The sequence below is a fragment of the Streptomyces sp. Pv4-95 genome (assembly GCF_045782725.1).
In the GTDB taxonomy this organism is placed as follows: Bacteria; Actinomycetota; Actinomycetes; order Streptomycetales; family Streptomycetaceae; genus Streptomyces.
Genome location: NZ_CP127172.1, coordinates 3,207,617 through 3,231,895, shown reverse-complemented (window position 1 = coordinate 3,231,895; position 24,279 = coordinate 3,207,617). Strand labels below are relative to the sequence as shown.

Sequence of the window (24,279 nt, the reverse complement as noted above, 5' to 3'; positions counted from 1 at the left end):
CCCCTCCGTCCAACCAAGGGAATCGCCGTGACACATCTCAGCGTCGAGATGCTCGCAGCGGATGCGACCGAGCCCATCACCTCGGCCGGTCATGCGCAGCTGGGCATCGCCGTCCTCGCCGGCATAGCCGTCATCGTCCTGCTCATCACCAAGTTCAAGCTGCACGCCTTCCTGTCGCTGATCATCGGCTCGCTGGTGCTCGGCGCCGTGGCCGGTGCGCCGCTCGACAAGGCGATAGCCAGCTTCTCGGCCGGCCTGGGCACCACGGTCGCCGGGACGGGTGTGCTGATCGCGCTCGGCGCGGTCCTCGGCAAGCTGCTCGCCGACTCCGGCGGCGCCGACCAGATCGTCGACACCATCCTGGCCAGGGCCAGTGGGCGGGCGATGCCCTGGGCGATGGTGCTGATCGCCGGCATCGTCGGGCTGCCGATCTTCTTCGAGGTCGGCATCGTGCTGCTGATCCCCGTCGTGCTGCTGGTCGCCAAGCGCGGCAACTTCTCGCTGATGCGGATCGGCATCCCGGCGCTGGCGGGCCTGTCCGTCATGCACGGGCTGATCCCGCCGCACCCCGGCCCGCTCGTCGCGATCGACGCGGTCGGCGCGAACCTCGGCATCACCCTGGCCCTCGGCGTGGTCGTCGCCATCCCGACCGCGATCATCGCCGGTCCGGTCTTCTCCCGGTACGCGGCCCGCTGGGTCGACATCGCCCCGCCGGAGAACATGGTCCCGCAGCGTCCCTCCGAGGACCTGGAGAAGCGCCCCGGCTTCGTCACCACCGTCGCCACCGTGCTGCTCCCGGTCGTGATGATGCTGGCCAAGGCGCTGGTCGACATCGTGATCGACGACCCCGAGAACGTCACCCAGCGGATCTTCGACGTCGTCGGCTCGCCGCTGATCGCGCTGCTGACCGCCGTCCTCGTCGCGATGTTCACGCTGGGCCGGGCCGCGGGCTTCACCCGGGGCCGGATCGCCACCACCGTCGAGAGGGCGTTCGGCCCGATCGCGGGTGTGCTGCTGATCGTCGGCGCCGGCGGTGGCTTCAAGCAGACGCTGGTGGACTCCGGCGTCGGCCAGATGATCCTGGAGATCTCCAAGGACTGGAACATCTCGGCGCTGCTGCTGGCCTGGCTGATCGCCGTCGCGATCCGACTCGCGACCGGTTCCGCGACGGTGGCCACCATCTCCGCCGCCGGTCTGGTCGCCCCGCTCGCCGCGGACATGAGCACCACGCACAGCGCCCTGCTGGTCCTCGCCATCGGCTCCGGCTCGCTGTTCTTCAGCCATGTCAACGACGCCGGCTTCTGGATGGTCAAGGAGTACTTCGGCATGAACGTCGGCCAGACCCTGAAGACCTGGTCGGTCATGGAGACGCTGATCTCGGTGGTCGGGATCGTGTGCGTCCTGCTGCTGTCCCTGGTGCTCTAGGGAGCCCGTCTTCGCCTCCCGCCTGCGCGGCGGCGTGAAGACAGGCCCCGGCCCCTTACCTCAGGGCGATTCCCGCCCCGGGCACCCCACCCCCCTCAGGTGCCCGTTCCCTCCGTGCGGCCGTGCCGGCGAACATCCGCCGGCGCGGCCGCACGCCTTTGGGGCGGAGTGCGCATCCGTCGTTCAGACCGCCGGCCGTTTCGGGTTGATCCACCGTTTCAGCAGGGGCGTCAGCGGGCGTTCCACGCACCGGTGCAGCACCCAGGCCAGCAGCAGCATCAGCCCGACGGCCAGCAGCAGCGTGGCGTACGAGGGGAGTCCGACGCCGTGGTGCAGTGCGCGTATGACGACCCAGCCCAGGTGTTCGTGCACGAGGTAGAACGGGTAGGTCAGCGCGCCCGCGACGGTCAGCCAACGCCAGTTCGCCCACCGCATCTTGCCCAGGGCGACGGCCGCGACCAGTGCGAAGCCGAGGGTGATGACGGCGACGATGCCGGCCGCCGAGCGGTAGGAGAAGCCGTCGGCCGACTGCGCGTGCCACAGCCGCGCGACCGCGTAGTGCTGGCCGATCAGCCAGCTGACCAGCACGATCGCCCAGGCGATCGGGTCGCGGGCACCGAAGCGGTGCAGGAGGTAGAGGCCCACGCCGCCGACGAAGTACGGGGCGTACTCGGGCATCAGCACGATGTCGAGGACCGGCTGGTGGGCGGCCTGCGCCAGCGCCGCGGCCAGCGTCCAGCCCGCGCAGAACAGCACGACCCGGCCGCGCGTCGCGCCGGGGAGCACCACGCAGAGCGCGAAGAGCGCGTAGAAACGCATCTCGGCCCAGAGCGTCCAGCACACGCCCAGCACCCGGTCCACCCCGAGCGGCTCCTGGAGCATGGTCAGATTCGTCAGCACGTCACTGGGCGCGAGCGCCTCGTAGGCCACCCAGGGCAGCGCGAACACCGCGGTGACCAGGAGAATCGCCACCCAGTACGCCGGGAAGAGACGCGAGACGCGGGAGGCGAGGAAGGCCCGCAGCCGTGCCGTACCGGGCGGGGAGCTTGATGCGAGGAAGCGGCGGTCGCCGGGCGGGGACCAGCCGCTGAGGCAGATCACGAAGCCGCTGATCACGAAGAAGATCTGCACACCCAGGCAGCCGTAGGCGAACAGGCCGGAGGCGGTGGGGAACTGCTGTGCCGGAGAGCCGCCCCAGGCCTGGGATATCTCGCCGTCGCGCCCGCCGTAGTGGTACGCGGCGACCATCAGGGCGGCGAGCAGCCGGAGCCCGTCCAGTGCGCGAAGCCGCACCGGGCCTCGCGCGGGTGGCGGTGTCAGCCGGGTGGCGACGCCGCCGCCGTCGGGTATCCGGTCCGGCTCCGGGGGAGCCGCGGTGGCCGTCAGCTGCGCGGTCATCCGAAGACGGCCCGCTTCTTCAGCCGCCGCTGCACGGCGCGCGCCCGGCGTGCGACCCGGCGCACGGTGGCGTTGCGGGGGAGGAACGACAGCTGCGAGGGGATCGCACCGGGCAGTGCGAGCGAGGTGAGCCGGCGGCGCTTGAAGTAACGCCAGGTGCCCTGGTCGAGCCGGGCGGCGAGGTAGCGCTCGGCGGCGGGCCGCAACTGCGGGTAGATCTGGTGCTGCATGGCATAGCCGACGGCGGTGACCAGGCCCTGGATGTCCTGCGCGGCATGCGGCCGCGCGCTCCGGTCGTCGAGGTCGGGCACCAGCGCGTCCACGATCGTGACCGGGACGCGGTTGCTGTTCTGGTACGGCGTGAGCCGCTCCAGCAGCAGCTCGGTGCCGGTCCGCGCGGTCGGCAGGTCGAAGAAGGTGGCGGCGGTCAGCAGCGCGGTGGAGAAGCAGCCGACGACCAGAGCGGGCCGCATCCGCTGGTAGAGCACCTCGGCCAGCACCGGACTGTCCAGCACGGTCAGCTCGACGTCCAGCTTCTCGGCCTCCCGCTCCAGCAGCCGCGACCAGCGGGCCGGCGCGGACGGGTGCGGTTTGAAGACCACCTCGCGGTGGCCGCGCGCGACGGCGCCGCGCACCATCCGCACATGCAGTTCCTCCTCCTCTTGCGGGGTGAGGATGCCCAGCGAGGAGAGGTACTGGCCGAGCAGCAGGGCCCCGCCCTCGGGCACGTCCAACGGGCCGCTGTCGTCGCCGAGTTCGGCCAGTACCTTGGTGAAGGAGTCGGTCGGCACGGTCTGCGCCGCGACCTCGAACTCGGTCAGCAGCAGCGGCTTCAGGCCCGGCACCAGGTCCAGGTGCAGCAGCCGTCCGATGCGGGTGCCGACCAGGGGGTCGAGCTTGTTGCGCGTCGGGCCGTAGCTCATCAGCCCGTCGGCGTAGACGTCGATCGGCGCGTCGGGGAACAACTGGGCGAGCGCCAGCGCCGGGTTGACCTGGATGGACTCGACGATCAGCTCGACCCGGTCGTCGCCCAGGCCCCACAGCAGCCGCAAGTGCCGCTCCCACAACGGGACATCGTCCGCGCGCGGTGACCAGCCGCCGGGGTGGAAGGGGCTGATCGTGTCGTTCCACGACAGCACCCGGTCGAAGCGGCCGCGCAGCCGCGCGAAGCCGGGCATGGTGTCCAGCGACGCGGTGGTCTCCGGGGTGGTGGCGTTGTTGCTGAGCAGCAGCAGGCGCCGGTCGGCCGGCTCGAAGCGGTCGGCGTCCAGCGCGGCGGCCAGGGTGGCCGCGCCATAGAGCGTGGAGGCCATGAAGATCTGGGTGGTGGCTCGGCTGGGCATCAGGCCGCGACCTCCACCTGGGCGGGGCGGCGGCGCAGCCGCCGCAAACGGGACGCGCGCTGCACATCCATCGAATTCAGTGCTTCCTTCAGTACGTCCTGCGGCATGCGTTTCATGGCCGCGGCGCTCATCGAGCGCAGTTTCCTGGCGACCTGCGGTTCGAACCGTTCGATCGAGCCGAGATGGTGAGAAATGATCGCGCAATAGGTGCGCACCGCTTTCGGAAGGAGAACGTCCGCATCGCGGTCCCGCGCGGTTTCCTCGATCACCTGGTCGAACGCGCGAATAAAGTCCAATTGCCGTACGTCGCCGATCTGGGTCAGTGAGGACGCGACCCCCCGCCGGTAGAAGACGCCGAGCTGCCCCACCACGGCCATGGAGCGCGCCTCGCGGTGCAGCCGCCAGATCCACGGCCGGTCCTCCGCGGTGCGCAGGCCGTGCGTGAAGTGCAGCAGACCGTCGTCCAGCAGCCTGCGGTGGTAGATACCGGCCCAGGCGAAGGCGTAGTCGACGGAGGTGGAGCGGTCGGCGGGCAGGATCAGGCTGCGCGGGTCCATGACGACGCCGCGCCGGCCGTGCGGGACCCGATGGACGGTGCGGGCGCGGGCGGTGCACTGGACATGGTCGGTGCGCAGGAAGTCGCACTCCAACTCCTCGATGGCGCCCAGGAGTTCCCGGTAGTAGCCGGGAGCCAGCCAGTCGTCACCGTCGAGGAAGGCGATGTATTCGCCGCGGGCCTCGTCCAGTCCTGTGTTGCGGGCGGTGGCGAGACCGCCGTTCTGTTCGTGCCGGAGCAGTCGGGCGCCCGGGAGCTCGCGCTCGGCGCGCGCGAGGATCTCCGGGGTCTCGTCGCGCGAACAGTCGTCGACGAGCAGGAATTCAAAGTCCTCGCGGGCGTTCGCTGCCAGGCTTTTCAGAGTGTCGGGCGCGTATGTCTGCACGTTGTAGAACGGCACGATGACGGAGAGCTTAACCACCCGGGTGACGTTAGGCGCGGACCCGGCATTCGTCTTTACCGGGTGCGGGCCACAGGGTGAACGAAGAATGGCGGGATGGTTAACCAGGCGGATAAGCGACCCGGTTCGTCATTCGTCGACCCGCTGTTAACCCTTTGTTGCGACCCAGTTGGCCCGCTGACCGGAATGCCTTCCTAGCGTCATCGACGTGCCAACACGTACGAATTCCTCGCCGCGGGTCGCCGTGCTCGCCGACTCGGATACCCGGTGGAAATGGGGCGCTCTGACAGCGTACCGGCTCCAATCGGACATCCGGCTCGACGGTTATCTCCTCCGCGGCCGCGCCACCCCCACGGTCCGCCAGCTCGACGAGGTCGGCGCCCGTGCGGACTCGCTGCGCGAGATCCGGGGCGTCGATTTCGTCCGGTCCATCGACCGTACGCGCTACGACGTCATCGTGCTGGCCTGCGTAGGAGGTGCGGTGCAGGCGATGCTGCACGGCCTCGCCCGTGCCTGGCAGGGGGCCGGGACCCCGGCAGGTGAGGAAATCCGCCGCCCCGTCGTCGTCACCGGCTATGTCGGCGTGGTCTACGAGAAGCTCGCCGACGGGCTGCTGCTGCGGCACGGCGCCGATGTCGTGCTCGCCAACTCCCGGCAGGACGCGGACCGTTTCCGCGAGGTCTACCGCGGTGTCGGCGCGGACGACGGCAGCGTCGTCGAATGCGCCCTGCCCTTCCTCGGCGGTGAGCGCTACACCGGCCGACACGACCCCTATACCGTGGTGTTCGCCGCCCAGCCGTCCGTACCGGACAGCCGCGCCGACCGGACGTACCTGCTGGGCAGGGCCGTTGAGCACGCCCGCAAGCACCCCGGACGCGAGGTGCTGATCAAGCTCCGCAGCAAGCCGGGCGAGCACACCACGCACATCGAGGAACTGCCCTACCAGAAGCTCGCCGCCAAGGTGCCCGGCGGCCTGCCCGCCAACTGCCGCCTGGTGTACGGGAACATGGGCGAGGTCCTGGACGGCACCGACCTGATGGTGACCGTCAGCTCGACCGCCGCCCTGGAATCCCTGCACCGCGGCATCCCCACCGCCGTCCTCACCGACCTAGGCATCCGCGAAGTCCTCGGCAACCACCACTTCCTCGGCTCCGGCTGCCTGGCCTCCTGGGACGAGCTGGACGCCGGACACCGCCCGGAGCCGGACCCGGCATGGCTCGCCCGCCAGGGCGTGGCCCCCGCGTCCCCGGCAGCGGACCACGACGCGTACGCAAGGGCCTTCGACGCGGCCCACGCCCGGGTCACCGCCCTGCGCACCGCCGACCGGCTGCCGCCGATCACCCCGTACTACACACCCCGCACCGCCCCCGGCTACCTCCCCGGCATCCTCGCCCGCCACGGCCTGGACCCGCACGGTGCGCCGGTCGCCGGCTACGCGGAGGCCCCAGAGCAGGCCGGCGGACTGCGCCGGGTCGCCCGCGACACCGTCCGCGAGGCCGCCAGAGGCGCCTACCGCCACGGCGTGCAGCGCGTGGCCCCCGCCATCCGCCGCTGGGGGCAGCTGTGAGCACCCCGTCCGTCAGCCCCCGGAGCCCGCACGGCCCCCGGAAGGAGCCCGAAATGCCGCACATTCCGCAGGACCGGCCAGGTCGGCCCGGCAGGCCGACCGTGGTGGCCGTCATCCCCGCCCGCGGCGGATCCAAGGGCGTGCCCGCCAAGAACCTCGCCACCGTCGGGGGAGTGCCCCTGGTGGTCCGCGCGATCCGCGCCTGCCGCGCCGCGCGCCTGGTGACCGACGTCGTGGTTTCCACCGACGACGCGGGCATCGCGGCCGCCGCCCGCGGCGCCGGAGCGGTGGTCATACGGCGGCCCGGCGACATCGCCGGCGACACGGCCACCAGCGAGGCCGCCGTCCTGCACGCCATGGACGGCTACGAGACCGAGCACGGCACACCGGTCGACACCGTCCTCCTCGTCCAGTGCACCAGCCCCTTCCTCGTCCCCGAGGACATCGACGGGGTCGCCGCCGCGGTCGTCGAGGGCGGCGCGGACAGCGCGCTGACCGTCGCGCCCTTCCACGGCTTCGTCTGGCGCGACGCCGCCGACGACGCGGGCAGCGAAGTCACCGGCGTCGGCGGCGCGGCCACCCCCGCCCCTGCCGTCGCGGCATCCGCGGCGGGCCCCCGGACCGCCACGGCCACCGTCACCACGGCCGGCGGCTACGGCGTCAACCACGACAAGTCCTTCCGGCCCCGCCGCCAGGACCGCCCCCAGGACCTGCTGGAGACCGGCGCCGCCTACGCCATGGACGCGGCCGGCTTCCGCGCCGGCGGGCACCGCTTCTTCGGCCGCACCGAACCCGTCCGCACCGACCCCGCCCGGGTGCTGGAGGTCGACGACCCGCACGACCTCGACCGCGCCCGCGCCCTCGCGCCGCTGCTGGACGCCCCGCGCCCCGGCGCCCCCACCGACTTCGCCACCCACCTGCCGACCACCGACGACGTCGACGCGGTGGTACTGGACTTCGACGGCACCCAGACCGACGACCGGGTGCTGATCGACGCCGACGGACGGGAACTCGTCGCGGTCCACCGCGGCGACGGCCTCGGCATCGCCGCGCTGCGCAAGGCGGAGCTGAAGCTGCTGATCCTGTCCTCGGAGAAGAACCCGGTCGTCGCCGCACGGGCCCGCAAGCTCCAGGTGCCCGTCCTGCACGGCATCGACCGCAAGGACCTCGCCCTCAAGCAGTGGTGCGAGGAAGCGGGCATCGCGCCCGAGCGCGTCCTCTACGTCGGCAACGACGTCAACGACCTCCCGTGCTTCGACCTCGTCGGCTGGCCGGTGGCGGTCGCCGGGGCGCACGACGTGGTGCGCGGCGCGGCCCGCGCGGTCACCGCGACGCCCGGAGGCAGCGGCGCGATCCGCGAGATCGCCTCCTGGCTCCTGGGCCCGTCCCTCTGAACCACCCCTCGAACCCTTCACACCCCATACCCACGAATCACCCACGAAGAAGGAACCTCCCCATGAGCACCAACTCCCGTCTCCGCTCCCTCGGTGACCGCGTCGCCGGCCCCGGCCGCCCCGTCTACGTCACCGGCGAGATCGGCATCAACCACAACGGCGACCTGGAGAACGCGTTCGCGCTGATCGACGCCGCCGCGGACGCCGGCTGTGACGCGGTGAAGTTCCAGAAGCGGACCCCGGAGATCTGCACCCCGCGCGACCAGTGGGACATCGAGCGCGACACCCCCTGGGGCCGGATGACCTACATCGACTACCGCCACCGCGTGGAGTTCGACGAGGACGGCTACCGCGCCATCGACGAGTACTGCAAGAAGCGCGGCATCGCCTGGTTCGCCTCCCCGTGGGACGTCGAGTCCGTCGCCTTCCTGGAGAAGTTCGACGTGCCCTGCTACAAGGTCGCCTCCGCCTCGCTCACCGACGACGAGCTGCTGCGCGCCATGCGCGCCACCGGCCGCACCGTCATCCTCTCGACGGGCATGTCCACCCCCAAGCAGATCCGGCACGCCGTCGAGGTCCTGGGCAGCGAGAACATCCTGCTCTGCCACGCCACGAGCACCTACCCGGCCAAGGCCGAGGAGCTCAACCTGCGCATGATCAACACCCTGCAGGACGAGTACCCGAACGTCCCGATCGGCTACAGCGGCCACGAGACCGGCCTGCAGACCACCCTCGCCGCGGTCGCCCTGGGCGCCACCTTCGTCGAGCGCCACATCACCCTCGACCGCGCCATGTGGGGCTCCGACCAGGCCGCCTCGGTCGAGCCCGGCGGCCTGTCCCGCCTGGTCCGCGACATCCGCACCATCGAGGAGTCCCTCGGTGACGGCGTCAAGAAGGTCTACGAGAGCGAGCTCGGCCCGATGAAGAAGCTGCGCCGCGTCACCGGCGTGGTGGCCGAGACGGAGGCGGCCGACGCCGACCGCGAGCCGGCCTCGGTCTGAGCGGACGACGGGACGCCCATCGTGAGCTCACCCGAGGGGACCCGCGCCGAGCCGTCCGTGCCCGGCGCGCAGGTCCCGCCCCAGGAGACGGCGGGTACTCCCGCCCGCCGTCTCCTGGGGGTGCCCCGGCAGCGCGGCAGGCGCGCGCCGTCCACCGTCCGGGCCGGCGCGGGTGCCGCGGAGGCCGGCGGCACCCTCGCCTTCGTGGAGAGCCCGGTGCAGCTGCTCAACGTCCTGGAGTGGGCCCACACCGCGCGGGCCGAGGCGCTCACCCTCGTGGTGCTCTCGCCGCACGACCCGATGACCCGCGGCCAGTTGCGCCGGATGGCGGAACTCGCCCGCGACGAGGGCCACACGGTGCGCTGGGAAGAGGCCCGCGGCGGCCCCACCGCCCCCGTGCGCACCATCGGCGGCCTCGCCCCGTTGCTGCGCCGCGCCCGCCGCATCGTCATCGGCGACCCGTTCTCGCGCTACGTCCAGCTGCTGCTCACCCTCACCCGGGCACGTGACCTGGTCGTCGTCGACGACGGCACCGCCACCATGGAGTTCATCGGCCAACTCGCCCGCGGCGAGCGGCTGGTGCGCTGGCACCGGCACGGCAGCGGGCGCGGCGCGCGGGACCTGGTCTTCGCTCCCTTCTCGGCGACCGCGCGCCGCCGGCTCACCCCGGAACCCGAGGGCGGTCGGCGCACCGTCGGACTCTTCAGCTCGATGCCGGTCGACGCGCCGCCGGGCGTGCACGTCACCACCAACGAATTCGCCTGGACCCGCAGCCGCTTCGGCCCGCCCCGGCTGACCCGCGGCACCGACCTCGTCGGCACCTCGCTGGTCGAGACCGGGGTGGTGGACGCCGACCGGTACCTGGAGGCGGTGCGCGCCCTGTCGCGTACGCACGGCGCCACCCGCTACTTCGCACACCGCCGGGAGAGCGCCGACAAGCTCCACCGGCTCGCCACCGAGACCGGCCTGGAGGTCGTACGCCCCGATCTGCCGCTGGAGCTGATCGCCCGGCGTGGCCCCATCGGACGGCTGATCCTCAGCTTCCCCTCGACCGTGGTGCACACCCTGCCGCTGGCCCTGCTCGGCACGGGCGTGAAGGTCGCCGTCTGCGATGTCGATCCGGCGTGGCTGACGAGCACGGCGTCGCCGCGCGCGCAAGGTTTCCTCGACGGGGTCACCGGCACCGCCCGCGACGTGCAGCGACTGCCCTTCACCCAGCAGGTGGCAGCCGGATGAAGCCATAGGTCATACCCCTGCCGCCATCGGTCCATGCGCCGGGCGGCCTAGATTTTCTTCCCCTAACGGGCTGAACTTTTGTTGATCGAGAGACAGTTGCCCCGCGGGGCCCCGTAACCTTCAACGGGTGAACCAACTGATGTCCCGCGATACCGGTGCCGACGACACTCCCCCCGGGCCTCCGCTCCCCGGTGTGCTGCCCGAGGATCTGCGCGCCGAACTCATCGCCTTCCGCCGCGACTTGCACATGCATCCCGAGCTGGGAAACCAGGAGTTCCGGACCACCTCGGCGATCACCGCGCGCCTGGAGCAGGCCGGTCTTCGGCCCCGCGTCCTGGCCACCGGCACCGGCCTGGTGTGCGACATCGGTACGGCTCCCACCACGAGCGCGGTGGACGACGAGGCGGCCGCACCGGGCCCCGCTCCCGCCCTCGCCGTCGACCCCACCCTGCCCCTGCTGGCCCTGCGCGCGGACATCGACGCCCTGCCCATCCCGGACACCAAGACCGTCCCCTACCGCTCCACGGTCCCCGACCGCGCGCACGCCTGCGGCCACGACGTGCACACCACCGTCGTCCTCGGCACCGGCCTGGTCCTGGCCGAGCTGGCCCGCCGGGGGCAGCTGCCGCGGCCGGTGCGGCTGGTCTTCCAGCCGGCGGAGGAGGTGCTGCCGGGCGGCGCCCCCGACGTCATCGCGTCCGGGGCCCTGGACGGCGTCGGCCGGATCCTCGCCGTGCACTGCGACCCGCGGGTCGACGCCGGCCGGATCGGGCTGCGGACCGGCGCGATCACCTCGGCCTGCGACCGGCTGGAGGTCACGCTGGACGGCCCGGGCGGCCACACCGCGCGCCCGCATCTGACCACCGACATGGTCACCGCCGCCGCCCGGGTCGCCCTCGACGTGCCGGCGCTGCTGGCCCGCCGGGTGGACGCCAGGGCCGGACTCGCCGTCACCTGGGGCCGGCTGGAGTCCGGCCACGCCTGCAATGTGATCCCGCAGCGCGCCGGCCTGTCCGGCACGGTCCGCTGCCTCGACCTGGGTGCCTGGCGCCAGGCACCCGACCTGGTGCACGCCGCCATCGACGAGGTCGCCGCGCTGCACGGCGCGAAATCGCAGATCACCTACGTGCGCGGGGTGCCGCCGGTGGTCAACGAAGCGACCTCGGCCCAGCTGCTGCAGGACGCGATGGCGGCCCGGCTGGGCGCACACACCGTCGAGGACACCGAGCAGTCCCTGGGCGGCGAGGACTTCTCCTGGTATCTCGAACACGTCCCGGGGGCGATGGCCCGGCTCGGGGTGCGTCCGCCCGGCGAGGTGGGGCGGCACGATCTGCACCGCGGGGACTTCGATGTGGACGAGCGGGCGATCCAGGTGGGTGTGGAGCTGTTCACCGCCGCGGCGATGATCGACAACGCCCGCCCGTAACCCGGCCGTCGGCCCTCGTTCGCGACGATCCGATAACGGCTTCGAACGGCCCCTTTTTCTGGCATCTACGCGCGTTACGATGCGGCGGAATCAGCGCCGACGGAGGCGCTACGAGTCGAAGGGGCCCCTCGTGCGCCGGGTATCCAAGATTGCTGCCGCGGGCATAGCCACCGCGGCCCTCGCTGTTTCGCTCACCGCCTGCGGAGAATCGTCCACCGAGGCCGGTGGCAAGAACAAGGGCGTCGGACTCGCCTTCGACGTCGGCGGCCGGGACGACCACTCCTTCAACGAGGCCGCGGCCCGTGGCGTGGACAAGGCCGAGAAGGACCTCGGCGTGAAGTCCAAGCTCATGACGGCCAAGAACGGCGAGACCGAGGCCGACCGCGAGCAGCGGCTGTCCTCGCTCGCGGAGGCCGGCTTCAACCCCGTCATCGGCGTCGGCTTCAACTACGGCAAGTCCGTCAACAAGGTCGCCAAGGACTTCCCCGACACCACCTTCGGTGTGGTCGACTCGCCCTCCGAGGCCAAGAACGTCTACGGCATGGTCTTCGCCGAGCACGAGGGCTCCTACCTCGCCGGTGTCGCCGCGGCCCTGAAGAGCAAGACCCACAAGGTCGGCTTCATCGGTGGCGTGAACAACGCCCTGATCCAGAAGTTCCAGGCCGGCTTCGAGCAGGGCGTCAAGGACACCGACCCCAAGGCGAAGATCACCTCCGAGTACCTCTACGCCAACGACGACAAGGGCTTCAACGACCCGGCCGCCGCCAAGGGCAAGGCCAAGGGCATGCTCGACGCCGGTATCGACGTCATCTACACCGCGGCCGGCCAGTCCGGCAACGGCTCGATCGAGACGGTCGCCGGCAAGAAGGGCACCTGGGCGATCGGCGTCGACTCCGACCAGTACCAGCAGCCGGGCCTGGCGCAGTACAAGAGCTCCATCCTCACCTCGGTGATGAAGAACGTCGACGTCGCGGTCTACGACCTGGTCAAGAGCGTCAAGGACAAGAAGCCGCTGGACGGCAACAAGAGCTACACGCTCAAGGACGACGGCGTGCGGCTGTCCACCTCGGGCGGCTTCATCGACGACCTCCAGCCCAAGATCGACGCGGCCAAGAAGAAGATCGCGTCGGGCGAGGTCAAGGTCAGCGACACCCCCGCCAAGCGGTAGCAGCCCCCCGGATCCGGCGCGGCGGCCACGGCCGCCGCGCCGGGCCTTCCGCGCCGGCATGCGCCGGCCTTTTCCGCGATGGTCTTCCGTCGTCAACACTACGCGCGTAGCGTCGAGTTGGCGCGATATCGTCGCCTCCCCGCTTCTCCGTACCACTCCCTGTCCCCCGAGGAGAGTGCGCCATCAAAGCGTCCAGCAGCCCCCAGGCAGACAGTTCCCCCGCCGCGGCACCGGCGGTGGAACTCCGCGGGATCACCAAGCGGTTCCCGGGTGTTGTCGCCAACCACGACATCGACATCACCGTCCGCCGCGGCACCGTGCACGCGCTCGTCGGCGAGAACGGCGCGGGCAAGTCGACCCTGATGAAGATCCTCTACGGCATGCAGAAGCCGGACGAGGGCACCATCGGCATCGACGGCGAACAGGTCAGCTTCCACAGCCCGGCCGACGCCATCGCCCGCAACATCGGCATGGTCCACCAGCACTTCATGCTCGCCGACAACCTCACCGTCCTGGAGAACATCGTTCTCGGCGGCGAGAAGCTGCACGGCATCGGTGGCAAGGCCCGCGCCGAGATCGTCAAGATCTCCGACCGCTACGGCCTCGGCGTCCGCCCCGACGTCCTCGTCGAGGACCTCGGCGTCGCCGACCGCCAGCGTGTGGAGATCCTCAAGGTCCTCTACCGCGGCGCCCGGACGCTGATCCTCGACGAGCCGACCGCGGTCCTCGTCCCGCAGGAGGTCGACGCCCTCTTCGACAACCTGCGCGAGCTCAAGGCCGAGGGCCTGACCGTCATCTTCATCTCCCACAAGCTGGGCGAGGTGCTCTCGGTCGCCGACGACATCACCGTCATCCGGCGCGGCACCACCGTCGCCTCGGTCGTGCCCGGCGAGACCACGCCCAAGCAGCTGGCCGAGCTGATGGTCGGCAGCGAGCTGCCGTCGCCGCAGACCCGCGAATCCACCGTCACGGACGTGGAGATGCTCAAGGTCGAGGGGCTGCGGCTGCTCACCACGGACGCCGAAGGGGTCGAGCGCACCGTCCTGGACGATGTGTCGCTGACCATCCACAAGGGCGAAGTCCTCGGCATCGCGGGCGTAGAAGGCAACGGCCAGGCCGAACTGGTCGAGGCGATCATGGGCATGCGCGACCCCGACGGCGGCTCCATCGCGCTGGACGGCACCGACATCAGCCACGCGCCCACCCGCACCCGGCGCGAGGACGGCATCGGCTACATCCCCGAGGACCGCCACCGGCACGGGCTGCTGCTGGAGGCCCCGCTGTGGGAGAACCGCATCCTGGGCCATGTCACGGAGAAGCCCAACGCCAAGGGCAGGCTGCTGGACCTCAAGGCGGCCCGCGCCGACACCGAGCGCATCGTCGCCGCCTACGACGTGCGCCCCCCCGGCATCGAGGTCACCGCGGCCTCGCTCTCCGGCGGCAATCAGCAGAAGCTGATCGTCGGCCGCGAGATGAGCCACCACCCCAAGCTGCTGATCGCCGCGCACCCCACCCGGGGCGTGGACGTCGGTGCCCAGGCCCAGATCTGGGACCAGATTCGCATTGCCCGCCGCGAGGGCCTCGCGGTCCTGCTGATCTCCGCGGACCTCGATGAGCTGATCGGCCTGTCCGACGGCCTGCGGGTGATGTACCGCGGCCGGCTCGTCGCGGACGCGGACCCCGCCACCATCACCCCCGAGGAGCTGGGCTCGGCCATGACCGGTGCCGCCAGCGGCCACCTCACCGCGGCCGGCGGCGACGCCGACGCGGCACGCGTGCCGCGCCAGTCCGAGCCGTCCCCGTCGTCCGAGGAGGCGGATTCCGAGTGAAGAAGCTCGCCACGAAGAAGCTCACCAGGAAGAAGCTCGACAAGAACAAGCTGATCCTGGGGATCGCGGCGCCCGTCCTGGCGATCGTCGCGGCACTGATCATCACGTCGGTGATCATCCTGGCCACCGGCAAGGACCCGATCCACGCCTACACGGTGATGGTCGACTTCGGCTCCAAGAGCGACAGCCAGGTCTGGATCATCAACAAGGCGATCCCGTACTACCTGTCCGCGCTCGCCGTCGCCATCGGCTTCCGGATGAACCTCTTCAACATCGGCGTGGACGGCCAGTACCGCATCGCGGCGTTCTTCGCTGCGGTGGTCGGCGGCGCGCTGACGCTCCCCGGCTTCCTGCAGATCCCGCTGATCATCATCGTGGCGATGGTGGTCGGCTCGGTCTGGGCCGGTATCGCGGGTCTGCTGAAGACGACGCGCGGGGTCAGCGAGGTGATCACCACGATCATGCTCAACGCGATCGCGGCCGCGGTCATCGGCTACTTCCTCCAGGAAGGACGGCTCGCGGAGCGGGACGGCAACCTCTTCCACACGCCCAACCTCCCGGCCTCCAGCCACTTCTTCACCCTCCCCACCACGCCCAAGCCCATCGACGGCTTCATCGTCATCGCCGTCATCGTCGGCTTCGCGTACTGGTTCGTCCTCAACCGCACCCGCTTCGGCTTCGACCTGCGCACCGTGGGGCAGTCGGAGTCGGCGGCCGAGGCAGGTGGCGTCAGCGTCAAGCGCATGGTCGTCACCTCCATGCTGCTGTCCGGAGCCGCGGCCGGTCTCATCGGGATGCCGACCCTGCTCGGCGTCTCGTACAACTACGGCACCGACTTCCCCATCGGCATCGGCTTCACCGGCATCGCCATCGCGCTGCTCGGCCGTAACCACCCGGTCGGCATGGCCGCCGGCGCGCTGCTGTGGGGCTTCCTCGAACGGACCGGTACCCAGCTCGAATTCGAGGAATACGAGCAGGAGATCGTCGGCGTGATGCAGGGCGTCATCGTGCTGTGCGTCGTCATCGCCTACGAAGTCGTACGCCGCTACGGCCTCAGACTCCAGCAGCGGCAGGTCGGCGAGCAGCTCGCCGCCCGGACCCGCAAGACCGAGACGGTGGAGGTCTCCTCGTGAGCACGAACCTCACGGCCCCGGCCACCAAGGCCCGCGGCGACAAGAGCAAGCCCACGGCCTCCCGGCGCAAGCTCACCTACCCCAAGGTCCTGCTGATCATCGCGGGCAGCCTCGTTCTGCTGTCCCTGCTGCGGGTCGTCACCGGCGCCAACAACCTCACCGGCTCCGGCCAGTACACCGCGGCACTCAACGCCGCCGTGCCGATCGGCCTGGCCGGCCTCGGCGGTCTGTGGGCCGAACGCTCCGGCGTCATCAACATCGGCCTCGAAGGCATGATGATGCTCGGCGCCTTCTCCGCCGGTGCGATCGGCTGGCAGTACGGCCCCTGGGCCGCGGCGCTGGCCGGCGTCATCGGCGGTGCGCTCGGCGGGCTGCTGCACGCCCTCGCCACCGTCACCTTCGGCGTCGACCACATCATCTCCGGCGTCGCCATCAACATCATGGCGCTCGGCCTGACGCAGTTCCTCGCCAAGCTGTGGTTCGGCGCCGACGGCAGCGCGGCCTCGGCGGCCGGCGGCAACGACAAGCAGTCGCCACCGATGCCGGACATGCCGACGTTCACCGTCCCCGGCCTGTCCGAGTGGCTCTACTCCGTCGAGAAGCACCACTGGTTCCTGGTCTCCGACGTGGCCGGTATCGCCGGCTCCCTGGTCAGCAACGTCTCCTGGCTGACCCTGCTCGCCGTGGCCGTCTTCGCGCTCAGCTTCTTCGTCCTGTGGCGGTCCTCCTTCGGGCTGCGGCTGCGCTCCTGCGGCGAGGGCCCGATCGCGGCCGAATCGCTCGGCGTCAACGTCTACCGCTACAAGTACGCCGCGGTGGTCGCCTCCGGTGCGCTGGCCGGCCTCGGTGGCGCGTTCCTGGCGATCTACGTGCACATCTTCCAGGACGGCCAGACCGGCGGCCGCGGCTACATCGGCCTCGCCACCATGATCTTCGGCAACTGGCGGCCCGGCGGAGTGGCCATGGGCGCCGGCCTGTTCGGCTTCATGGACGCCCTGCAGCTGCGCGGCGGCGGCCCCACCGTCCACGCGCTGCTGCTCCTGCTCGCCGTGCTGCTGGTGGGCCTGGCCGTCTGGAAGCTGCGGGCCGGCCGGCTCACCCAGGGTGTGATCAGCCTGGTCGTCGCCGCGTTGCTCGGCCTTTGGTACGCGACGTCCGATACGGTCGCGCTGGAGATCGTCGGCGTCGCCCCGTACATCGCAACGCTGTTGGTCCTCTCACTGGCCGCGCAGCGGCTGCGGCCGCCGAAGTCCATCGGCAAGACGTATCGGAGAGGTCAGGGCAAGTGAGCACAGCTCCCGACTGGGAGTCGCTGAGGCGGCAGGCCCGGGACGCGATGTCCCGGGCCTACGCCCCCTACTCCGGCTATCCCGTCGGGGCCGCGGCCGTCGTCGACGACGGCCGCACCGTCACCGGCTGCAACGTCGAGAACGCCTCCTACGGCCTCGGCCTGTGCGCCGAATGCGGCCTGATCTCCGCGCTGTTCGCGGGCGGCGGCGGCCGGCTGACCGCCTTCACCTGCGTCGACGGCGAGGGCAAGCCGCTGGTCCCGTGCGGGCGCTGCCGCCAACTCCTGTGGGAGCACGGCGGACCGGAGCTGCTGGTCGACACGGCCGCGGGCATCCGCCCCTTGGCGGAGCTGCTGCCGGACGCCTTCGGCCCGCAACACCTCGTCCGATAGCGCCCCGTGCGCCCGCACGCCGCCGTCCCCTCGCCCCCATGCGGTCTATGCGTGTAGAACGGGTGGCAACCGTTCGAAAGGAAGCCTCCATGGACGTCATCTCCGTCATCCGCACCAAGCGTGACCGCGGTGAACTGGCCCCCGATCAGATCGACTGGGTGATCGACGCCTACACCCGCGGCGAGGTCGCCCACGAGCAGATGTCGTCCCTGGCGATGGCCATCTTCCTCAACGGCATGAACCGCACGGAGATCGCCCGCTGGACCGCCGCCATGATCGCCTCCGGCGAGCGGATGGACTTCTCCTCCCTCCCCCGCCCCACCGCGGACAAGCACTCCACCGGCGGCGTCGGCGACAAGATCACCCTGCCGCTCGCCCCGCTGGTCGCCGCCTGCGGCGCGGCCGTCCCGCAGCTCTCCGGCCGCGGCCTGGGCCACACCGGCGGCACCCTCGACAAGCTGGAGGCCATCCCCGGGTGGCGCGCCCAGCTCTCCAACGCCGAGATGCTCGGCGTGCTGCACGACGTCGGCTCCGTGATCTGTGCCGCCGGTGACGGCCTGGCGCCCGCCGACAAGAAGCTCTACGCGCTGCGCGATGTCACCGGCACCGTCGAGTCGATCCCGCTGATCGCCTCCTCGATCATGTCCAAGAAGATCGCCGAGGGCACCGGTTCCCTGGTCCTGGACGTCAAGGTCGGCTCCGGCGCGTTCATGAAGAACCTCGACGACGCCCGCGAACTCGCCGCCACCATGGTCGAGTTGGGCACCGACCACGGCGTCCGTACGGCCGCCCTGCTGACCGACATGGCCACCCCGCTCGGCCGCACCGCGGGCAACGCCCTCGAAGTCCGCGAATCCGTCGAGGTGCTGGCCGGCGGCGGCCCGCAGGACGTCATCGATCTGACCCTCGCCCTCGCCCGCGAGATGCTCGACGCGGCGGGCCTGAAGGACGCCGACCCCGCCAAGGCGCTGGCCGACGGCTCGGCCATGGACCACTGGCGGCGCATGATCGCCGCCCAGGGAGGCGACCCCGACGCCGCCCTCCCGGTGGCCCGTGAGCAGCACATCGTCACCGCTTCCTCCTCCGGCACCCTCACCACCCTCGACGCCTACGCCGTCGGCCTCGCCGCCTGGCGCCTGGGCGCCGGCCGCGCCCGCAAGGAGGACCCGGTGCAGGCGGGCGCCGGCGTCGAAATGCACGCCAAGCCCGGCGACACCATCACCGCGGGCCAACCGCTGCTGACCCTGCACACCGACACCCCCGAGAAGTTCCCCTACGCCCTGGAGGCACTGGACGGCGGCGTCCTGATCGGCCCGGAGGACGCGGCCTTCGCGACCACGCCGGTGGTGCTGGAACGTATCGGCTGACCTGGGTTTCCCGTATGGATGAACGGGATCCGTGGCCTGCCGCGGGTCCCGTTCGCCATGCTGGGATCGGTGGCATGCCGAGTGAAGAGACCACCATGAGTGCAATTCCGACTGAGCCCGCACCGAGGCAGCACTGGGAACAGCTCGTCCGCTTTTGGAGAGAGTCGGACTGGCCCGAAGGCAGCAAGGTGGAGATCACTGACGGGACCATCGTGGTGACGCCACCGCAGGCCGTGCCCCACCACCGTATTGCCGCGAGGGTTCAGCGCAGTCTGTACACCGTGCTTCCCGAGGAGTGGGGGGTCTACCAGACCCTCGCAGTCGCTCACCCCTCGCGCGGCCGCCTCTACATCCCGGACCTTGTCGTGATCCCGGACGCGGTTGTCGACGAGCTGGACGGAGGCGACCCCGCCCCCCTCACAGCCGCCGAACTGGTCGTCGAGGTCACCTCGCCGTGCAACGCGAGCTACGACCGCATCAACAAGGCAGCCGCCTACGCGCAGGCGGGAGTTCCGCTCTACGTCCTCATCGACCGCTTCGCCCCTGCCGGGCCCACGGTCACGCTCTACGGGGAGCCGAAGGACGAGGTCTACCAAGAGCTCCAGCGGGTGAAGTTCGGCGAGGACGTCCGCCTTCCCGCGCCCTTCGGACTCACCCTCGACACCAGCGTGTTCCCCCTCGGTGCCTGACGGCGAAGGGCCCGCCCCACCAGGACAGGTGGTGGGGCGGGCCCTTCGGTACGGGGAGCCGTGCGGCGTTACGCGGCCTTCTCCAGGTGCAGGAGGCGGCGTTCGGCCACGGCCTTGCGGGTGGCGTACAGCGTGATGCCGGCGGCACCGACCATCGCGAACAGGCCGAGGAGGACGGTGCCCTCCCAGCCGGCGGCGTGGAAGGCGAGGGCGCCGAGCGCACCGCCCAGGCTGCTGCCGATGTAGTACGCGCACTGGTAGAGCGCCGACGCCTGGGCGCGCGCCGTCCTGGCGGTGCGGCTGACCGAGGACGAGGCGACCGCGTGGCCCGCGAAGAAGCCGGCGGTGATCAGGACCAGGCCCACCAGCACCGCGGCGACCGAGTCGGCGAGCGAGAGCAGCAGACCTGACGAGGTCGCGCCGACCGCCAGGTAGAGCGCGCCCCGGCGGCCCATCCGGCCGACGAGCTTGCCCGCCGCGGCCGAGGAGACCGTACCGACCAGGTAGACGATGAAGATCGAACCGACGATGCCCTGCGGGAGGTTGAACGGCTCGGACACCAGGCGGTAGCCGATGACGGTGTAGACCGCGCCGAAGACCGTCATGAAGAGCGCGCCGATGCCGTACAGGCGCCGCAGCAGGGGGTCGGCGAGGTGACCGCCGAGGGTGCGGGCCAGCGCCCGCGGTCCCACCGAACGGGGCACGAAGTGACGGGCCTTGGGCACCAGCAGCCGGAAGGTCACCGCGCACAGCACGGCCAGCGCGCCCACCGCGCCGAGCCCGGCCCGCCAGCCCCAGAGCTGGGCGACCCAGCCGGTCACGATGCGCCCGGACATGCCGCCGATGCTGTTGCCCGCCACGAACAGGCCGATGGCCGCCACCAGGGCCTTGGCACGTACCTCTTCGGCCAGGAAGGCCATCGCCGAGGCGGGCAGTCCGGCCAGCGCGACTCCCTGGACGGCGCGCAGCGCGATCAGCCAGCCGAGCGACGGGGCGAACGGCACCAGCAGCGCGAGAACCGCGGCGACGGTCAGCGAGGCGGTCATCAGCGTGCGGCGGCCGAGGCGTTCGGACAGCGCACTGAGCGGGATCACCGCGAGCGCCAGTCCGAGGGTGGCCGCCGAGACGGTCCAGCTGGCCTGATCCGGTGTCACACCGAGGTCGGTGGAGATCGCGGGCAGCAGGGCCTGGGTGGAGTAGAGGAGCGCGAAGGTCGCGACTCCGGCGGCGAAGAGGGCGAAACTCATCCGGCGGTAGCCGGGGCCGCCCGGGTGCAGCTTGCCGGACTCGGGGTCGACGGCGGCGGCGGTGCGAGAGGTGTCGGGGGACGACTGGGGAGAGGCGGCCGCACGGTCGGTGACGGACGCCCCGGTATCAGCGGAGGGCATGCTTCGAAAGTAGGCGTCGGGGTTTCATGCGTCCAATGCATAGAAACGCCATAATCGATGCTGTGACACATGATCCCAGTTCACGAGCACCTCTGTCGCAAGCTCGCAACAGAAATGAGACGTCGGGAACACGGAGCAGGACGGTGGGCGGCGCGGCGGACGCGGGAGAGGCCGCCGAGCTCGGCGTCGACTCCTGGGCCCTGACGCTCGCCCCGCGCCTGGCGCAGTTCACCGCGGTCGCCCGGCACGAGCACGTTACCCGCGCCGCGCAGGAGCTCGGCATGCCGCAGCCGACCCTCAGCCGCGCCATCGTCCGGCTGGAGGACGACCTCGGCGTCGCCCTCTTCGCCCGGCACGGCCGCACCCTCTCCCTCACCCCGGCCGGCCGCGCCTTCCTCGCCTCCACCGAGCGCGCGCTGACCGACATCGAGCGGGCCACCGAATCCGTACAGGCCGACGCCGACCCCACCGCGGGCAAGGTCGCCTTCGGCTTTCTGCACACCCTCGGCCCCGAGACCGTTCCCGGCCTCATCCGCACCTTCCGCGCCGACCACCCCCGTGTGCGCTTCCAACTCGTGCAGAACTACGGGGAGGCGATGATCGAGCGGCTGCGCGCCGGCGACCTCGACCTCTGCCTGACCTCGCCCGTCCCGGACTACCCCGACCTGGTCGCCCGCCGCCTGGACGAGCAGAAGCTGCGCCTGGTCGTCCCGGACGACCATCCGCTGGCCGGCCGCAAGCGGGTCCGCCTCGCGGAGACCGCGGGCGAGCTGTTCGTCACCCTCGAACCGGGCTACGGGCTGCGCCGGATCACCGACGCGCTGTGCGCAGAGGCGGGGTTCACCCCGCGGATCGCCTTCGAGGGGGAGGAGGCAGAGACGCTGCGCGGCCTCGTCGCGGCAGGGCTGGGCGTGGCGCTGCTGCCGCCACCGGCGGTGCCGCGGCCCGGTGTCGCCGAACTGACCGTGACCGCGCCGCGCGCGGTCCGCGAGATCGGCGTGGCCTGGCTGGGCGGACATCCGGACACCCCGCCGGTGGCCGCGTTCAAGAAGTTCCTGCTGAGCCGGCGGGGACTGCTGCTGCCGCGTTGAGACCGGCGAGCGGCGGCCGCGGACACCGAGTGCCCGAGGGGACGTTCAGTGCCGCAGCGACGCTCCGAAGCCGGCGGCCAGCGGCATCCGCAGGCCGAGCGGCGGTGGCGCCGCCAGGGCGTCGCGCACCGGACGGGCGTAATCCCTGGTGAAGAGCGAGCCGAGCATGAAGTCGGCTGCGAGAGCCAGGACTTCGGGGCGGTGCTGGCTCAGTGAATGGCCGTCGGAGTGCACCTCGAAGCGGCAGGTGTCGCGATTGATCTTCTTGGCGCGCTCGGCGTAGCGGTAGGACAGTTCGGGGTCGGTGCGCTCGTCGTTCGTGCCGTGGACGAGCAACACCTGCCGCCCCACGAGCTGCTTGACCGGATCGGGCTTCGCCGCGTCCGGGCCCGGCTCGGGAAACCAAGGGGCGACCGCAAGGACGGAATGCACCGCCGGGTGGCCCGCGGCGTGCAGCGCGGCACGGGCGCCCATGCCCGTCCCGACGAGGCACACCGGCACATCGCCGTAGCGGCGGACCACCTCCTCCAGCGCCCACGTCGCGTCCCGCGCGGGATGGGCGGCCGCGCCGTTCCAGCCGCGGCAGCGGTAGCGCACCACATGGGCGGTCAGCCCCTCCGGTCGCCCCGCCTTCGCCAGCCGGACGGCGAACGGGCGCACGGCGAGCGCCGACATGGGGGACGGGCGCCGCACCCCGGTGGGCTCACCCGCCGGCAGTAAAAGCGCGACTGCGTTCACCGGGCCCGCCGCCCGCCCCTCCGTACGCCGCCATCGCAGTGCCGCGCGGGTCACGTCCTCGCCGGCCGATCCCAGCGGTTTTCCCAGCCGGGCCTCGCGCACCGGCAGCGCTTGCTGAGCCATGACGAGAACGATGGCAGAAGGAGGCGTACGGGCCACCCCGCCGACGGGTCACTGTTACGTATCGTTCGATGAGATCTACGCGCGTAGGGGCTAGAGTGCCGAGATGACGAGCGAGACCACCAACCTCCCGACCAGTGAACAGATTCGCCGCGCCCCCAAGGTGCTGCTCCACGACCATCTCGACGGCGGCCTGCGCCCCGGCACGGTCGTCGACCTGGCCCGGGAGACCGGCTACGCCGGGCTCCCCGAAACCGACCCGGAAAAGCTCGGGATCTGGTTCCGCGAGGCCGCCGACTCCGGTTCGCTGGAGCGCTATCTGGAGACCTTCGCGCACACCTGTGCCGTCATGCAGACCCGCGAGGCGCTGACCCGGGTGGCCGCCGAGTGCGCCGAGGACCTCGCCGCCGACGGCGTCGTCTACGCCGAGGTCCGGTACGCGCCGGAGCAGCACCTGGAAGCCGGGCTGACCCTCGAAGAGGTCGTCGAGGCCGTCAACGACGGCTTCCGTGAGGGCGAGCGGCGCGCGAAGGCCAACGGCCACCGCATCCGCGTCGGCGCGCTGCTGACCGCCATGCGGCACGCGGCCCGCGCCCTGGAGATCGCCGAACTCGCCAACCGCTACCGCGACTTCGGTGTCGTCGGCTTCGACATCGCGGGCGCCGAGGCCGGCTACCCGCCCACCCGCCACCTCGACGCCTTCGAGTACCTCAAGCGGGAGAACAACCACTTCACCATCCACGCCGGTGAGGCCTTCGGACTGCCGTCCATCTGGCAGGCGTTGCAGTGGTGCGGCGCCGACCGCCTCGGCCACGGCGTGCGGATCATCGACGACATCGAGGTCGCCGATGACGGCTCGGTCAAGCTCGGCCGGCTCGCCTCGTACGTAAGGGACAAGCGCATCCCGCTGGAGATGTGCCCGACCTCCAACCTCCAGACCGGTGCCGCGGACTCCTACGCGCAGCACCCCATCGGCTTGCTGCGCAGGCTCCAGTTCCGCCTGACCGTCAACACCGACAACCGGTTGATGAGCGGTACGAACATGTCTCGGGAATTCGAGCACCTGGTCAAGACATTCCGGTACACGCTCGATGACATGCAGTGGTTTACAGTCAATGCGATGAAATCAGCGTTCATTCCTTTCGATGAACGTCTGGCGATGATCAATGACGTGATCAAGCCCGAATACGCGGCGCTGAGGGCCGAATGGCTCTTCCGTCACGCGGGCACCACACCCATTGTGAACAGCGGGTCTGACGCTGTGTAACGGTGGTTGAAGGCGTTATTCGAACGGCCGGTGGATTGTCCACCGGCCGTTTTTTCTTCGCT

The 24,279-nt window shown here is 71.1% G+C and carries 20 protein-coding genes; 15 read left to right on the top strand and 5 right to left on the bottom strand.

The features are described from left to right. Positions 1 to 27: 27 nt before the first annotated feature. The gene (locus QOM21_RS14175; RefSeq protein WP_407550255.1) at positions 28 to 1,425 is read left to right on the top strand and encodes a gluconate:H+ symporter; all 1,398 of its coding nucleotides are present in this window, start codon (positions 28 to 30) and stop codon (positions 1,423 to 1,425) included. Positions 1,426 to 1,608: 183 nt separating this feature from the next. On the opposite strand, the gene QOM21_RS14170 is transcribed toward QOM21_RS14175, so the two are convergent. From QOM21_RS14170 to QOM21_RS14160, 3 genes are read right to left on the bottom strand one after another with little or no spacing between them, the layout of a single operon-like run. Beyond that, positions 1,609 to 2,823, bottom strand: coding sequence for an acyltransferase family protein (locus QOM21_RS14170; RefSeq protein WP_407550254.1), 1,215 nt, complete (start codon positions 2,821 to 2,823; stop codon positions 1,609 to 1,611). Further along, positions 2,820 to 4,166: an alpha-2,8-polysialyltransferase family protein gene (locus tag QOM21_RS14165; RefSeq protein ID WP_407550253.1), complete on the bottom strand. Its 1,347-nt coding sequence runs from the start codon at positions 4,164 to 4,166 to the stop codon at positions 2,820 to 2,822. The genes QOM21_RS14170 and QOM21_RS14165 overlap by 4 nt, the downstream gene beginning before the upstream one ends. Then, positions 4,166 to 5,143 carry a glycosyltransferase family 2 protein gene (locus QOM21_RS14160; RefSeq protein WP_393894575.1) on the bottom strand — a complete coding sequence of 326 codons (978 nt, stop codon included), beginning with the start codon at positions 5,141 to 5,143 and terminating at the stop codon, positions 4,166 to 4,168. Before QOM21_RS14160 ends, QOM21_RS14165 begins: the two co-directional genes overlap by 1 nt. 187 nt (positions 5,144 to 5,330) lie before the next feature. Here QOM21_RS14160 and QOM21_RS14155 point away from each other — a divergent pair, with 187 nt between their 5' ends. The 12 genes from QOM21_RS14155 to QOM21_RS14100 all read left to right on the top strand — a co-directional run bounded on the left by QOM21_RS14155 (position 5,331) and on the right by QOM21_RS14100 (position 19,613). Continuing rightward, entirely contained in the window at positions 5,331 to 6,689 is a 1,359-nt protein-coding gene (locus QOM21_RS14155; RefSeq protein WP_407550252.1) for a DUF6716 putative glycosyltransferase, read from the top strand. Positions 6,690 to 6,742: 53 nt separating this feature from the next. After that, positions 6,743 to 8,083, top strand: coding sequence for a cytidylyltransferase domain-containing protein (locus tag QOM21_RS14150; RefSeq protein ID WP_407550251.1), 1,341 nt, complete (start codon positions 6,743 to 6,745; stop codon positions 8,081 to 8,083). A 62-nt stretch (positions 8,084 to 8,145) separates the two neighbouring features. Next, positions 8,146 to 9,084: an N-acetylneuraminate synthase family protein gene (locus QOM21_RS14145; protein ID WP_407550250.1), complete on the top strand. Its 939-nt coding sequence runs from the start codon at positions 8,146 to 8,148 to the stop codon at positions 9,082 to 9,084. A gap of 21 nt (positions 9,085 to 9,105) precedes the next feature. Next, positions 9,106 to 10,320, top strand: coding sequence for a hypothetical protein (locus tag QOM21_RS14140; protein ID WP_407550249.1), 1,215 nt, complete (start codon positions 9,106 to 9,108; stop codon positions 10,318 to 10,320). A gap of 139 nt (positions 10,321 to 10,459) precedes the next feature. After that, complete coding sequence (locus QOM21_RS14135; RefSeq protein ID WP_407555670.1) at positions 10,460 to 11,746, top strand: amidohydrolase; 1,287 nt, start codon at positions 10,460 to 10,462, stop codon at positions 11,744 to 11,746. Between the two features lie 130 nt (positions 11,747 to 11,876). Then, positions 11,877 to 12,914 carry a BMP family protein gene (locus QOM21_RS14130; protein WP_407550248.1) on the top strand — a complete coding sequence of 346 codons (1,038 nt, stop codon included), beginning with the start codon at positions 11,877 to 11,879 and terminating at the stop codon, positions 12,912 to 12,914. A gap of 236 nt (positions 12,915 to 13,150) precedes the next feature. Then, positions 13,151 to 14,743, top strand: a complete 1,593-nt coding sequence (locus QOM21_RS14125) for an ABC transporter ATP-binding protein (protein ID WP_407550247.1) — start codon at positions 13,151 to 13,153, stop codon at positions 14,741 to 14,743. Beyond that, entirely contained in the window at positions 14,740 to 15,876 is a 1,137-nt protein-coding gene (locus QOM21_RS14120) for an ABC transporter permease (protein WP_407550246.1), read from the top strand. Before QOM21_RS14125 ends, QOM21_RS14120 begins: the two co-directional genes overlap by 4 nt. After that, positions 15,873 to 17,165, top strand: coding sequence for an ABC transporter permease (locus QOM21_RS14115; protein ID WP_407550245.1), 1,293 nt, complete (start codon positions 15,873 to 15,875; stop codon positions 17,163 to 17,165). The genes QOM21_RS14120 and QOM21_RS14115 overlap by 4 nt, the downstream gene beginning before the upstream one ends. Further along, complete coding sequence (locus QOM21_RS14110; protein ID WP_407550244.1) at positions 17,162 to 17,557, top strand: cytidine deaminase; 396 nt, start codon at positions 17,162 to 17,164, stop codon at positions 17,555 to 17,557. Before QOM21_RS14115 ends, QOM21_RS14110 begins: the two co-directional genes overlap by 4 nt. An 89-nt stretch (positions 17,558 to 17,646) precedes the next feature. Beyond that, entirely contained in the window at positions 17,647 to 18,924 is a 1,278-nt protein-coding gene (locus tag QOM21_RS14105; RefSeq protein WP_407550243.1) for a thymidine phosphorylase, read from the top strand. A gap of 188 nt (positions 18,925 to 19,112) precedes the next feature. After that, complete coding sequence (locus QOM21_RS14100) at positions 19,113 to 19,613, top strand: Uma2 family endonuclease (protein ID WP_407550242.1); 501 nt, start codon at positions 19,113 to 19,115, stop codon at positions 19,611 to 19,613. A gap of 68 nt (positions 19,614 to 19,681) precedes the next feature. On the opposite strand, the gene QOM21_RS14095 is transcribed toward QOM21_RS14100, so the two are convergent. Then, positions 19,682 to 21,001 carry an MFS transporter gene (locus tag QOM21_RS14095; protein ID WP_407550241.1) on the bottom strand — a complete coding sequence of 440 codons (1,320 nt, stop codon included), beginning with the start codon at positions 20,999 to 21,001 and terminating at the stop codon, positions 19,682 to 19,684. Positions 21,002 to 21,144: 143 nt separating this feature from the next. Between QOM21_RS14095 and QOM21_RS14090 the strand changes: the two genes are divergently transcribed. Next, entirely contained in the window at positions 21,145 to 22,092 is a 948-nt protein-coding gene (locus QOM21_RS14090; protein ID WP_407550240.1) for a LysR substrate-binding domain-containing protein, read from the top strand. A 45-nt stretch (positions 22,093 to 22,137) separates the two neighbouring features. On the opposite strand, the gene QOM21_RS14085 is transcribed toward QOM21_RS14090, so the two are convergent. After that, positions 22,138 to 22,953 (bottom strand): alpha/beta hydrolase, encoded by an 816-nt coding sequence (locus tag QOM21_RS14085; protein ID WP_407550239.1) that lies wholly within the window; start codon positions 22,951 to 22,953, stop codon positions 22,138 to 22,140. 103 nt (positions 22,954 to 23,056) lie between these two features. Between QOM21_RS14085 and QOM21_RS14080 the strand changes: the two genes are divergently transcribed. Further along, entirely contained in the window at positions 23,057 to 24,217 is a 1,161-nt protein-coding gene (locus tag QOM21_RS14080; RefSeq protein ID WP_407550238.1) for an adenosine deaminase, read from the top strand. Positions 24,218 to 24,279 lie beyond the last annotated feature (62 nt).

What these genes read in the sequence shown, in the direction of transcription:
- QOM21_RS14145 (WP_407550250.1), top strand. Translation starts at nt 8,146, where the DNA reads ATGAGCACCAACTCCCGTCTCCGCTCCCTCGGTGACCGCGTCGCCGGC.
- QOM21_RS14165 (WP_407550253.1), bottom strand. Translation starts at nt 4,166, where the DNA reads ATGCCCAGCCGAGCCACCACCCAGATCTTCATGGCCTCCACGCTCTAT.
- QOM21_RS14105 (WP_407550243.1), top strand. Translation starts at nt 17,647, where the DNA reads ATGGACGTCATCTCCGTCATCCGCACCAAGCGTGACCGCGGTGAACTG.
- QOM21_RS14085 (WP_407550239.1), bottom strand. Translation starts at nt 22,953, where the DNA reads ATGGCTCAGCAAGCGCTGCCGGTGCGCGAGGCCCGGCTGGGAAAACCG.
- QOM21_RS14095 (WP_407550241.1), bottom strand. Translation starts at nt 21,001, where the DNA reads ATGCCCTCCGCTGATACCGGGGCGTCCGTCACCGACCGTGCGGCCGCC.
- QOM21_RS14150 (WP_407550251.1), top strand. Translation starts at nt 6,743, where the DNA reads ATGCCGCACATTCCGCAGGACCGGCCAGGTCGGCCCGGCAGGCCGACC.
- QOM21_RS14135 (WP_407555670.1), top strand. Translation starts at nt 10,460, where the DNA reads ATGTCCCGCGATACCGGTGCCGACGACACTCCCCCCGGGCCTCCGCTC.
- QOM21_RS14080 (WP_407550238.1), top strand. Translation starts at nt 23,057, where the DNA reads ATGACGAGCGAGACCACCAACCTCCCGACCAGTGAACAGATTCGCCGC.
- QOM21_RS14170 (WP_407550254.1), bottom strand. Translation starts at nt 2,823, where the DNA reads ATGACCGCGCAGCTGACGGCCACCGCGGCTCCCCCGGAGCCGGACCGG.